This is a genomic window from Flavobacterium xanthum (assembly GCF_900142695.1).
Lineage (GTDB): Bacteria > Bacteroidota > Bacteroidia > Flavobacteriales > Flavobacteriaceae > Flavobacterium > Flavobacterium xanthum.
On record NZ_FRBU01000040.1, the window covers coordinates 15,572 to 27,677 of the forward strand.

Here is a 12,106-nt window from a genome sequence, read left to right on the forward strand (position 1 = left end):
ATTATGTAATATCAAAAAATGTAATTTTACGTCAATATTAGAATCTTAATCTAACCAAATTCATCCTTGTCTTATGTCGAAAATAATGTACGATTATACAAAATCTGTTTTAGAAAGAGTAAGTTTTGATCCAATGCTTTTTTGCAAAGAGTTAGAAAAAGCCATCAAGATGTTATTGCCCTATGAAATGGAACAATTGCGTGAATGGTTATTAAATTTTACGATTGGAAAACCAGAATTAAAACAATGTTTATTAATAGTAAATTCATAAAAAAAAGGAACCGCTAACTAACGGTTCCTTTTTTTTATTTTTTATGAATGGAACTGATGATTTGTACATTCTGGAAAACGATTGCTCCTTTTATGACGCCAGCAATTGTGCTGCGAAGCGCTTCAATAATCTGAATTTTTAATTCACTTTTAGGAAAAATTAAACTGACCTCTCGTGCCGGTTTAGGTTCTTTAAAATGGCGCAACTTAAGTTTGTCGCTATCTTTTAAGTCTAATGTATGCAGGTAGGGAAGTAATGTAGTTCCTAGTCCTTCATCGGCTAGTTTTATTAAGGTTTCAAAACTCCCACTTTCTATTTGAAAATGACCTGTTTCACTTCGAGGATTATTTTTGCATAAGTTTAGAATTCCATCACGAAAGCAATGTCCATCTTGCAGTAGTAAAATTTCGTCCAAGTTTAAGTCGGAAACTTCTATTTCTTCTTTTTGAAAATGGTGGTGGCTTTCTGGAATGTAAGCAACAAAAGGTTCGAAATAGAGTACAATTTCTTTAATTTTATCTTCCATCAAGGGCGTTGCAGCAATAGCCGCGTCAAGATGACCATTATTTAGTTTTGTTATAATTTCTTCCGTATTCAACTCTTCGATGATGAGTTTTACCTTAGGATATTTTTTGATGAAATTATTCAAAAACATAGGTAGCAGCGTGGGCATGATAGTGGGAATTATTCCTAGCCTGAATTCTCCACCAATAAAACCTTTCTGTTGCTCAACAATATCTTGTATGCGATCTGCTTCGTTGACTATATTTTTGGCTTGGTTTACAATTTTCTGACCAATATCAGTAAGTTGAATAGGTTTTTTTGTTCGATCAAATATCTGAATGCTTAATTCTTCTTCTATTTTTTGAATTTGCATGCTCAATGTAGGTTGAGTTACAAAACACTTTTCTGCAGCCAATGTAAAATTTTTATGTTCAGCTACGGCAAGAACATATTTTAGTTGAGTAATTGTCATAATTATAATAATTGCTGATGCAAATTTAGTAAAACTATAACTTTTTATTATGGTGTTTTTCATTAATCTTAGGCTAAATTTACAATTGTAAGAATTTAATATAAAAACTATGGAAATGAAAACAAACATTTTAGGATTACCAGTTAAAGAATCAGAATTGATAGTTAATGAATTGAATATTTTGTTATCTAATTTTCAGGTGTATTATCAAAATTTAAGAGGAATTCATTGGAATATAAGAGGGAAGCGTTTTTTTGATTTGCATGTGAAGTTTGAAGAATTATACACAGATTCTCAAATGAAAATTGATCTAATAGCAGAGAGAGTCTTAACTGTTGGAGGTACACCACTTCATACTTTTGAAGATTATATTAAAAATAATCAGTTGGTTGTTGGTAAAAATATTTCTAATGATGAAAAAGCGGTTCATTTGATTGTCGCCTCGTTATCTCATTTACTAAAAATTGAAAGAGAGATTCTTAATAAATCTGCAGCAATTAATGATGAAGGTACAAATGCCATGATGAGTGATTTTATCTCAGAGCAAGAGAAGACAATTTGGATGATGCAGGCTTGGTTAGAAGAAAGCTTGTAAGTTAAATATTGATTTAAAAAAGGTAAAATGAACTATAAATTTTTCATTTTGCCTTTTTTTTTGTTAATTTATAGCAAAAATAGAATAACTGGCATCATTTTTACCAAACTAATTCTATTTTTGCGCCAATGAAGATACTATCTAAAATGTTTTTAATTCTGTTTATTGCTTTTTTAATCACGCCTGCAGTTATTACCGTGATTGAGAAAAGTGCTGATATATCTATTTTTTATACTGTTTCTGAAGAAGAGCATGTTCATAAAGAAATTAAGACTTTTTTTTATTTAGAAACCCCTGCTGAAATTAGTGCTTCATCCAAGATATCTTCTGGCGTTATCCTATCGGAGAATTTATCAAAACACGATAAAATTACCTCTTCCATATTTATTCCTCCTCCCAACGAAGTATAGTACAATTCTCGATTTTATTTTTTAAAATCAATTAGCACATTAGCATGTGGTTCATTTTGTATTCAATTTTTAGTTAGGTATTATGACAAAAAAAAATAATCTTTTTGCTAACCTTAAATCTGATTTTGCGTCTGGTTTAGTGGTTTTTTTAGTGGCGTTACCATTGTGTTTAGGTATTGCAATGGCTTCTGGAGCTCCGTTATTCTCTGGAATTATAGCTGGAGTTGTTGGTGGTATAGTGGTAGGGTATTTAAGTAAGTCGCACATAAGTGTTTCTGGACCTGCAGCGGGTCTTACCGCTATTGTACTTACTGCAATTACAGATTTAGGTGCTTTCGATGTTTTTCTAACGGCTGTTTTTATAGCGGGCGCAATTCAACTAATATTGGGTTTTGTAAAGGCAGGAAGTATTTCTAATTATTTTCCAACTAATGTTATTGAAGGAATGTTAGCCGGTATTGGTATCATCATTGTTTTAAAGCAGCTGCCTCATGCTTTTGGATATGACAGTGATTTTGAAGGAGATTTGGCCTTTATGCAAAAGGATGGAAGTAATACATTTTCTTCGTTAGCTGGTATTGTTGATTATATTCAAATTGGTTCTATCGTTATTACATTAATTTCTCTGACAATATTGATTTCATGGGATAAAGTGCCATTTTTGAAAAAATTAAAGTTAGTACCAAGTGCTTTAATCGCAGTTACTATTGGTGTTATCTTAAATGAAATTTTTATAGGAACAGGAAGCACGTTAGCAATTGGAAAAGAACATTTGGTTTCTTTACCGGTTCCATCCTCTTTAGAAGAATTTAAATCGATCATCGTAACTCCTAATTTTTCTGGAATTGCAAATCCTAAGGTATGGGTGATTGCCTTAACGATTGCTATTGTTGCATCTATTGAAACTCTTTTAAGTATTGAGGCAGCAGACAGAATGGATGTGCAAAAGAGGTATACCGATACTAATGTAGAATTAAAAGCGCAAGGTATTGGAAACATGATCAGTTCACTTTTAGGCGGTTTGCCCTTAACTTCTGTAATTGTACGCACCTCTGCCAACAGTAATTCAGGTGCTAAGTCTAAAATGTCTGCCATTATTCATGGCTTATTATTACTAGTTAGTGTGCTTGCTATTCCAGTGATTCTTAATAAAATTCCGTTGGCTACTTTAGCAGCTATTTTGATCCTAGTTGGCTATAAATTAGCAAAACCGGCTACATTTAAACACTTTTGGGAAAAAGGGAAATACCAATTTGTGCCATTTATTGCCACTTTATTGGCGGTCGTATTTTTAGATTTGTTGAAAGGAGTTACCTTAGGAATTATCATTAGTATTATTTTTGTTTTAAAAGGAAATCTACAGCGAGCTTACTTATTTAGAAAAGAGGAATATGCTGATGGCGACGTTATTCATATTGATTTGGCACAAGAAGTTTCTTTTTTGAATAAAGCGGCTATCAAACAGACATTAAGCCAAATTCCAGAAAATTCTAAGGTGATCATTGATGCAAAAGATACGGTTTACATTGCTCATGACATTTTGGATTTAATCCATGAATTTAAAACGACGAGGGCAATGGATGATAATATAAAAGTGAAGCTAAGAGGGTTTAAAAAAGCATATCAGTTGGAAAATACGATTGACAGTCAAAATCATGTGACTATTGAACATTACTATGATGCTGCAAAAAGAGTAATGGTTACAAGAGAATTAGCAGATGATGAATTTCTTGAGGAAGAAAAAAACATTTAATTAAACAAAAAATGAGTTCCTTTACAATAGATTTGCAAGGACTAAACGGTTGTATAAATAAAATAATTTTTAAAAGTTATGGTTGATTTTTATAAAAAAATACTAGAGAATAATAAAAAATGGGTAGAAACCTCATTAATGAGCGACCCAAATTATTTCCAGGATTTAGCTAAAGGGCAGACACCACCTTTGTTATGGATCGGTTGCTCTGATAGTAGGGTTCCGGCAAATGAAATTATAGGAGCAAAACCCGGGGAAGTATTTGTACATAGAAACATTGCTAATATGGTTGTACATAGTGATATGAATATGTTGAGCGTTCTAGATTATGCAGTAAATGTATTGAAGGTGAAACATGTATTAGTATGTGGACATTATGGATGTGGTGGTGTGAAGGCTGCAATGGGAAATGATTCTATAGGAATTATTGACAACTGGATTCGTCATATTAAAGACGTATATCGATTACACAGTAATTATTTAGATTCTATTCAAGATGAAGCGACACGGTTTAATACTTTTGTAGAATTGAATGTAAAAGAGCAGGTTTTTGATTTAGCCAAGACCTCAATTGTTCAAGCGGCATGGAAAAATGGTCAAGAACTAACATTACACGGCTGGGCATATGGACTTAATTCTGGTTTCGTGACTGATTTAGAGGTTAATATCAGTTCGAATAAAGATTTAGATGCGGTGTACCAATTGAAATTTTAATACTATCAAAGCCACTTTTAAGTGGCTTTTTTAGTATCAGAATTTGATTTTCCTTATTTTTTCATTTTAAAACTCGAAATAGAAGGCAACCCGTTATTCTATGTGAATTGAACATTTAATTTTGACTCCACTATTTTGTGTGTTTAAAAAAAGTCTAGTGTCATACAATGATTTTTGAAGATTTTTAATTTTATTCTCACGACTTTTGATGTCTTCTTCTTGCTGTGAGTTGCAAACCTTACTTTCATGAAATTTAATTTTTACTTCAATCATTTTAACAATTAGCTCTAGGGCTTCATTTGTGCTAAATTCAACTTCAATAAGTGGGATTTCCATGTTTTTAAGCTTTAAAGATTATTGTCCTTGACCTAATGAATATCCGGCTTTTCCATCAAAGTCGTATAAATTTTCTGTTTTAATTACATCAATTTTAGCATCCAACGCAGTGGATAATAAAGTTATGATTTGGCTTTTCTCGATTAATTTTCCATGGGTTGGTTTAAATCTACAACGCCAGTGATCCGTGCAATAGGTTTCATTAAATCCGTCAGGCCAAACTTTAATTCCACGATTGGTAATCATAGTCAAATGTTTATCATCAGTACCAATAGTTTTAATTTTTTCGGCCAATTCGTTTGGATCTGTTCCATTCCAATGTATAAATAGGTCAACTCCAACTAATTCTTTGTTTTTAGCAGGTTTCTTTGCATATTTTGGTAGGTTTAAAACCGCATCTTTCGCATACGAAACGTGTTTTAATTTAGATGGATTTTCACCTAAATTGGCAATAACAGCTTGGGCAAATTCTTTTGTTCCTACTTTTTCTTTGCTTATTCCTTCTTTGTAAATATCATAAGTATGGATTCCGTCTTCTATGGTTTTTAACCAAGCATTTTGTATTTTTTCCGCAATTTCTGTTTGCCCAATGTGATTTAGCATCATTACAGCACCTTCTAATAATCCAGATGGATTTGCCAAGTTTTGATCAGCACGTCTTGGTGCTGAACCATGGATTGCTTCAAACATGGCACATTCTTCACCAATATTAGCCGAGCCAGCCAATCCAACAGAACCAGCAATTTGTGCAGCAATATCAGACAGAATATCACCATAAAGATTTAAGGTTACTATGACATCAAAGATCTCTGGCGTATCCGCCATTTTTGCAGCACCAATATCAACAATCCAATGTTCATTCTCAATTTCGGGATATTCTAAAGCAATTTCATCAAAGACCTGGTGAAACAGTCCGTCTGTTTGTTTCATGATATTGTCTTTTGTAAAACAAGTTACCTTTTTTCGACCATACACTTTAGCATACTCAAAAGCATAACGAACTATTTTTTCGCAACCAGGACGGCTTATAAGTTTTAAACATTGTACTACTTCATCGGTTTGTTGGTGCTCAATTCCAGCATATAAATCCTCTTCATTTTCGCGAATAATTACAATGTCCATTTTAGGATGTTTGGTCTCTACAAAGGGATGTAAACTCATACAGGGTCTCACGTTTGAATATAGTCCAAGAAACTTTCTAGTTGTTACATTTAAACTTTTGTAACCACCACCTTGTGGAGTGGTTATTGGAGCTTTTAAAAAAACTTTATTTCTACGAATAATATCCCAAGATTCACTCGCAATTCCAGAAGTATTTCCTGATAAATAAACTTTTTCTCCTACTTCTATTTCATCAATTTCTAATTCTGCTCCGGCTGCGATAATGATTTTAAGAGTTGCATCCATTATTTCTGGACCAATTCCATCTCCTTTAGCTACTGTAATTCGAGTCATTTGATTTATTTTAAGTGTTTTGATACTGCAAAGTTCGCACTATTTATACATAAATTTTTATTTATATTTGTAATGAAACACATAAAATATTTTTATATGTTGTATTCCTAGTTTGCTAGGTGTTTTTTTAAATTGAAGTTGCAGAAAACCAACACTAGTACTTCCTTTTATTCCTCCTCTTTTTGTCAATCCTTAAAATCTATTAGATAATTAGCTTAAAATTCTACTTGATGGGATTATTGAAGGAGATTTCTTTTACGAGAAATTGGAATAGAAACTTAAATGCGATTGTCAATACGCTTAAAGAAGATTTTAAAACCGCAGTGATTTTAGCCTAATTTGACTTGGTGAATTTGTCTTGAAGCTTCCGTAATAAATATGAAATTGGGAAGGTAGATCATTTTTTGAGCGGGACAATTTGTAAGTAGAAATAATTTAATTCCAAAATCTAAATGCATTTGACTTCCAATAAAGCGCTAAAACAATCGATTTTCACCGTTGTTGTGACTTTCAAGTTGATAAATGATTAGCTTTCAAGACGAACGATAAAGTGCCACTTATACAATCCTATTTTGTGTTAAAACGGGCTATTTTATCTAAAAAGCCACATGTGAAATAATAAATAAAAAACGTCAGTAAAAGATTATTTGAAGTACACAAAAATGAATTCAATTCAATATATTTTTTGATGCGGGCTATTCATTATCCATATTCTCATTAAAGGCAGATGGTAATAAAGTAGGTATAAATTTAATTAGAATAGGCAGCAATAAACTCCCTCCCGGAAGTAAAAAAATAGCCAGTGATGGAACGGTTTTACAAATTTCTAATAATTGTTTTTTGACTTTTTTCTTTTCTTTCTCGTCTAAATCCCTGCGAGTGGAATAAGCTAGGAGCACCATTAATTCCTTACTTTGTAAAATTTCTTTAATCAATCTGTTTTTATTACGGCCAATAAGAGTAACTACACTTTGAGTGGTTTGGTCATAAAAATGCTTAACTGGATTTGAATAATTAAAATATGGAATTTCTTTTTTGTGCTTTGAAATGAATAGATGGGTACTGTTGACACTTTCGTTTACAAAATAATCGGGTATTTGCAAGATCTCAGCTAACGATTGCAAAAAATACAATTCATCATTTTCTATTTTACCATCACTCCACAAAGCCATTCCAGCAATATCTATTAAATAATATTTTTCCAATTCATTTGTAAAGTAATCTAATTGAAGTGTTTCTAAACTTTGAGCTGAAACTTTTGAGAATTTACTATAGCGAATAGAAGCTTCAAAGAGTTTGATTAATAAATCATCGTACTGTGATTTTTTGGATTTTATTTTTAAAGCCAATGTGACGATATTTACAATGGTCTCTTCAATTTTTTTTAGGTATTTTTCGGGAATCTCTCCATGGATTAAATATTGACGAAACGCAAGTGTGTCAATAAACAATAATGCATTAGTAACAAGATGAGAAAAATTTTTACTGATGATGCTGTCATTAGTTTGAACTCGAGCATCAATAATTTTTTCTAAAGTTAAAGCAGGTGAGTTTTTGGGTAATATTTTTTTAAATAAATTAGATCCTTGAGGATGCATTTGATTGTAAAAAATAACAACATGTTTAATGAAATTAGCAGCAGTAATATCCTCATTGGTCAAACAAAAAACACCATATAAGGTATTCAAAAGTGCTACTTTTGAGATCTCATCTTTAAACCAGCCTTTGGTATCAATGGCTGTAATTGTTTCAAAGGAAATGATATGACCATAGATAAATCCCGTATCTCTAACTTTTTGATAAAAAGTGTCCGTAGTTTTTGAAACAGTATCTTTTGAAAATTTTTGTTCAATAAAAAATTTATCTATCCAACCTGATGCCGAAGGGTTAATCATTGCTCTAATTTGAAGATACAAAGCTATGTATTTTTATGGTCTTCTTGTTATAATAAAATTAAAAAACCGTCTCATAACTGTTATGAGACGGTTTCATTGATTTATTTCAAATATTATTTGATAATAGCAGAGCAGGCAACCCTTGCGCCAGCATTTCCAGCAGGTTGTGAAACATAATCATCAGCGCCTTGATGCACGATTAACCCTTTACCTATTATGTTTTTAGTTTCATCTGCAGATCCAATACCCCATTCACTAGTCCTAAAAGTGACGGTGCCATTTCCATTTTTATCAGCTGTAAAATTACCAATATCTCCTTTATGAGCTTCGCCTTCTCCTAATTTTCCGTGTTTTTTAAATGTTGGATTCCAGTGTCCACCGGCGGAACTTCCATCAGCAGCGGTACAATCTGATTTCTCATGAATGTGTATGGCATGAATGCCAGGAGTTAAGCCTGTTAATTTAGCAATCATCGTTACTGTTCCTTTATTTTCAACAAATGTGGCCGTTCCGGTTACATTGCTATTACTTTTTGGTTCGAAAGCAATCACCAATGTCTTATCATTATTTAAGGAAGTATTGGTTTTACAACCAATTAAAACTGCTAAACCAATTCCAAATAGTAAAACTAATTTTTTCATAATATGTTTTATTTCAAAGATAAGAAATTTTGGAGTGCAGAGTAGGAGATTCACTTGTTAATAATGGAATGTTTTACTTTTTTTTAAAATGTACTTCTAAATGGTAAAGAATATCTTTATACTTTTACAAGGAATGAATCATTCGAACAAAAGGCCTAGTTTTGTTACTGCATGTAGCGATAGAAACTTATATATTGGAATTTATATTTTTAGGTAGTATTAAAAAAGAGTTAAAAAAATGAAGCACAAAGAAATAGCCATTATTAGCTGGAGTTTATTGAAAAGGACTTATAACGAATTTGATGATGATAATGGGATAAAGTTAAGCGCATCATTGTCTTATTACACAATCTTTTCATTGCCTCCATTATTGATTATCATATTGTCTATTTTTAGTTTTTTGTTTGGAAGAGAAGCAGTTACTGGACGGTTTTTTGGCCAAATAAATGGTATGGTTGGCAATGAAGCGGCCATTCAAATTCAGGAAACGATCAAAAATATAGAGTTGTCAGACAGTGTTACATTTGCCACAATATTTGGAGGAATTATGTTGTTGATAGGAGCATCCGGTGTATTTGCCGAAATACAAAGTTCTATCAATTCTATTTGGGGGTTAAAGGCAAAACCCAATAAAGGCATTATGAAATTCATTAAAAACCGCTTAATGTCGTTTTCAATGATTGCGTCAGTTGGATTTTTGTTGCTCGTGAGTTTGATGGTCAATACTGTCATGGATGTTATAAACACACGTTTACTTGTTTATTTCCCTGACACCACGGTATATATCTTTTATGTTTTCAATATTGTAATCTTATTTGCAACAACCACGATCTTGTTTTCCATAATTTTCAAAACTTTACCAGATGGATATATCGTGTGGAAGGACGCTTTAATAGGTGCCAGTTTTACCTCTTTCTTCTTTATGATAGGTAAATTTGCGATTGGTTTTTATTTGGGTAGCTCAACTGTAGCTACTGTTTACGGCGCTGCAGGATCCGTAATAATTATATTAATTTGGGTATATTATTCGGCTATAATTTTATATTTTGGAGCTGAATTCACTAAAGTGTATGCCAATGCACATGGCAATAAAATAGTACCAAATGCTTACGCTGTTGGAATTAAGGTGGAAGTGGTAGAAGTTAAAAAATAAAATAGGTAGTAATTTAGATGGGAATCTCTACTAAAATGGAGCCTTAATTGCGTATAAAATAATATAGAATTCTTTATACAGCCTCGCTTAAAGCAGTATTAATTTGATACTTTAAGTTTAATTTTTGGAAAGTAAGTCAGCTAAACCATTTCTTGATGTTTACATTAAAATCAGGAGTTTGAACTAATTGGAATGTTGCAGAAGCAAATTTAATTTCTCCATTTGTGGCATCAATTTCTTTTAGAATTTTAGAAAATAAAATGGTTTTTGTGGCTCTTCTTTTTTTATAACTGACAACATATCTTAACGTAAATTCAACCCAGTTATCATTGGCAATTAAAGAAACCATGGGCTCTGTTTGTGCATCTTCTAGGCTGTATTTATTTTGAAGAGTTTTCCATTTTTCGTGTGATTTTTCAGCTAAATCTCCTGCTACTTCAGTTCCTACTTTAAGGAAAATGGCTGTTGCTTTTTCATAATTACTACCATATTGAATGGGCAATTTAATTTCATCCCACAAAAAGGGGAAATCACCAGAATAATTAAATACGGGCTCTTTAAAAACAAAACTGTTGGCGATTAGTACAATTCGGCCGTTATATAGATCTCCATCAACCCATTGGCCAATTTCCATTATCGTAGTTCTTAGAACTCCAATATCCATAACATCCCCTTTTATACCTCCTAATTGAACGCGATCACCTGTAGTATAAAAATTACCAAAAAGAATAGCTAGCCAACCAGCAAATGATGCAATTACTTCCTGCAAGGCAAAGGCAATACCAGCTCCCGCAACTCCCAAAGCTACCGTAAGGTTACCAAGTTTTTCATTGAAAACGATCGTAATTAGCAGAATAGTTAAAAAATAACCAATGAAGCTGCTGAATTTTTTAGTACGGTATCGATTGTCTGCGTTTTTTATTTTCGAGAAAAAATTCCGCTGGAAGACTTTAATTATGGACCAAATAAATAGCACACCAATTAAAATTACTGCAATTTTTCCTATTGTAGGATTAAAAAGATAGCGCTGAATTTGCTCTTCCATTTATTCATTATTTAGATGTAGGACTCTCTGAGGAAATGGAATGGTGATATTATTTGAATTAAACATTTCAAATATTCTTATTCTGATTTCACTTTTAATGTTTTCTACTCTAAATACTTCGTCCGACCAGAAAATTACAGAGAAATTCAACGAAGAATCTCCAAATTCCGAAAAACGTACAAATGGGCTAGGGGTTTGGAGCACTCCCTCTTGTTTGTCAGTGGCTTCTTTTAGAATAGTCATAACCAGTTTTACATTCGATGAATAGTCGACGCCCACACTAATTTCAAATCGAGACGTAATTTTACTATGGGTCCAATTTATTAATTGGTTTTTTGTTAAATCAGAATTTGGCAGAATAATATATTTGTCATCTCTAGTCAATACGGTGGTCGTTCTGATATCAATTTCCTGCACCTGACATACTATCCCGTTTACTTCAATGATGTCATTTACTTTCACCGTTGAGTCAATTAGAATTATTATACCCGATATAAAATCGCTAAATAGATTTTGTAATCCCAAACCAAGACCTACAAGTAGGGCAGCAGAACCTGCAATTAAAACCGATAAATTAAAACCAAATATTTGTAAACCTATAATAAAAGAGAAAATAATTATAAAGTATTTTATTAAGCTGTAGATGGAATATTTTTTTGAAAGCTCAATATGGGTTGCTTTATAAATTGTTTTTTTTATTACGAAGAGCAATATGAAAACTGCTACAATTAAAAGAGCAAAAGTGAAAATTGTACCTAATTTAAGATGGTGGATTCAATTAATTAATGCGAATTCCTGATTATTGTTTAATAATTGTAAATATACTTCATTTGGAGAATCAAATTGATGCCTTTTCCGAGGT

The 12,106-nt window shown here is 32.1% G+C and carries 13 protein-coding genes; 6 read left to right on the top strand and 7 right to left on the bottom strand.

Annotated features, from left to right (window positions below; genetic code table 11):
• Positions 1-73: 73 nt before the first annotated feature.
• Entirely contained in the window at positions 74-271 is a 198-nt protein-coding gene (locus tag BUC11_RS13800; protein ID WP_066078440.1) for a hypothetical protein, read from the top strand.
• Between the two features lie 34 nt (positions 272-305).
• On the opposite strand, the gene BUC11_RS13805 is transcribed toward BUC11_RS13800, so the two are convergent.
• Positions 306-1,247 carry a hydrogen peroxide-inducible genes activator gene (locus BUC11_RS13805; RefSeq protein WP_073354999.1) on the bottom strand — a complete coding sequence of 314 codons (942 nt, stop codon included), beginning with the start codon at positions 1,245-1,247 and terminating at the stop codon, positions 306-308.
• A 115-nt stretch (positions 1,248-1,362) separates the two neighbouring features.
• On the opposite strand from BUC11_RS13805, the gene BUC11_RS13810 reads away from it, so the two are divergent.
• The 4 genes from BUC11_RS13810 to can all read left to right on the top strand — a co-directional run bounded on the left by BUC11_RS13810 (position 1,363) and on the right by can (position 4,719).
• Positions 1,363-1,842, top strand: a complete 480-nt coding sequence (locus BUC11_RS13810; RefSeq protein ID WP_073355016.1) for a Dps family protein — start codon at positions 1,363-1,365, stop codon at positions 1,840-1,842.
• A gap of 128 nt (positions 1,843-1,970) precedes the next feature.
• Positions 1,971-2,252, top strand: a complete 282-nt coding sequence (locus BUC11_RS13815; RefSeq protein ID WP_073355001.1) for a hypothetical protein — start codon at positions 1,971-1,973, stop codon at positions 2,250-2,252.
• Between the two features lie 82 nt (positions 2,253-2,334).
• Positions 2,335-4,005, top strand: coding sequence for a SulP family inorganic anion transporter (locus tag BUC11_RS13820; RefSeq protein ID WP_073355002.1), 1,671 nt, complete (start codon positions 2,335-2,337; stop codon positions 4,003-4,005).
• Between the two features lie 78 nt (positions 4,006-4,083).
• A complete protein-coding gene (can, locus tag BUC11_RS13825) occupies positions 4,084-4,719 on the top strand; it encodes a carbonate dehydratase (protein ID WP_073355004.1) in 636 nt (211 codons plus the stop codon).
• A 93-nt stretch (positions 4,720-4,812) separates the two neighbouring features.
• On the opposite strand, the gene BUC11_RS13830 is transcribed toward can, so the two are convergent.
• The 4 genes from BUC11_RS13830 to BUC11_RS13845 form a co-directional block, all read right to left on the bottom strand.
• On the bottom strand, positions 4,813-5,055 hold the full coding sequence (locus BUC11_RS13830) for a hypothetical protein (protein ID WP_073355005.1): 243 nt from the start codon (positions 5,053-5,055) through the stop codon (positions 4,813-4,815).
• An 18-nt stretch (positions 5,056-5,073) separates the two neighbouring features.
• Positions 5,074-6,510: an NADP-dependent isocitrate dehydrogenase gene (locus tag BUC11_RS13835; RefSeq protein WP_073355007.1), complete on the bottom strand. Its 1,437-nt coding sequence runs from the start codon at positions 6,508-6,510 to the stop codon at positions 5,074-5,076.
• 695 nt (positions 6,511-7,205) lie between these two features.
• The gene (locus BUC11_RS13840) at positions 7,206-8,405 is read right to left on the bottom strand and encodes an LETM1-related biofilm-associated protein (RefSeq protein WP_073355008.1); all 1,200 of its coding nucleotides are present in this window, start codon (positions 8,403-8,405) and stop codon (positions 7,206-7,208) included.
• Between the two features lie 113 nt (positions 8,406-8,518).
• Positions 8,519-9,046 carry a superoxide dismutase family protein gene (locus BUC11_RS13845; protein ID WP_073355010.1) on the bottom strand — a complete coding sequence of 176 codons (528 nt, stop codon included), beginning with the start codon at positions 9,044-9,046 and terminating at the stop codon, positions 8,519-8,521.
• Positions 9,047-9,284: 238 nt separating this feature from the next.
• Here BUC11_RS13845 and BUC11_RS13850 point away from each other — a divergent pair, with 238 nt between their 5' ends.
• Positions 9,285-10,199 (top strand): YihY/virulence factor BrkB family protein, encoded by a 915-nt coding sequence (locus tag BUC11_RS13850; RefSeq protein WP_073355011.1) that lies wholly within the window; start codon positions 9,285-9,287, stop codon positions 10,197-10,199.
• Between the two features lie 136 nt (positions 10,200-10,335).
• Here the strand turns inward: BUC11_RS13850 and BUC11_RS13855 are convergent, their stop codons facing one another.
• Entirely contained in the window at positions 10,336-11,244 is a 909-nt protein-coding gene (locus tag BUC11_RS13855) for a mechanosensitive ion channel family protein (RefSeq protein WP_073355013.1), read from the bottom strand.
• Entirely contained in the window at positions 11,245-11,955 is a 711-nt protein-coding gene (locus tag BUC11_RS13860) for a mechanosensitive ion channel family protein (RefSeq protein ID WP_245793900.1), read from the bottom strand.
• Positions 11,956-12,106 lie beyond the last annotated feature (151 nt).

Coding starts and splice junctions, on each gene's coding strand:
- BUC11_RS13800 (WP_066078440.1), top strand. CDS start 74: ATGTCGAAAATAATGTACGATTATACAAAATCTGTTTTAGAAAGAGTA.
- BUC11_RS13805 (WP_073354999.1), bottom strand. CDS start 1,247: ATGACAATTACTCAACTAAAATATGTTCTTGCCGTAGCTGAACATAAA.
- BUC11_RS13810 (WP_073355016.1), top strand. CDS start 1,363: ATGAAAACAAACATTTTAGGATTACCAGTTAAAGAATCAGAATTGATA.
- BUC11_RS13815 (WP_073355001.1), top strand. CDS start 1,971: ATGAAGATACTATCTAAAATGTTTTTAATTCTGTTTATTGCTTTTTTA.
- BUC11_RS13820 (WP_073355002.1), top strand. CDS start 2,335: ATGACAAAAAAAAATAATCTTTTTGCTAACCTTAAATCTGATTTTGCG.
- can (WP_073355004.1), top strand. CDS start 4,084: ATGGTTGATTTTTATAAAAAAATACTAGAGAATAATAAAAAATGGGTA.
- BUC11_RS13830 (WP_073355005.1), bottom strand. CDS start 5,055: ATGGAAATCCCACTTATTGAAGTTGAATTTAGCACAAATGAAGCCCTA.
- BUC11_RS13835 (WP_073355007.1), bottom strand. CDS start 6,510: ATGACTCGAATTACAGTAGCTAAAGGAGATGGAATTGGTCCAGAAATA.
- BUC11_RS13840 (WP_073355008.1), bottom strand. CDS start 8,405: ATGATTAACCCTTCGGCATCAGGTTGGATAGATAAATTTTTTATTGAA.
- BUC11_RS13845 (WP_073355010.1), bottom strand. CDS start 9,046: ATGAAAAAATTAGTTTTACTATTTGGAATTGGTTTAGCAGTTTTAATT.
- BUC11_RS13850 (WP_073355011.1), top strand. CDS start 9,285: ATGAAGCACAAAGAAATAGCCATTATTAGCTGGAGTTTATTGAAAAGG.
- BUC11_RS13855 (WP_073355013.1), bottom strand. CDS start 11,244: ATGGAAGAGCAAATTCAGCGCTATCTTTTTAATCCTACAATAGGAAAA.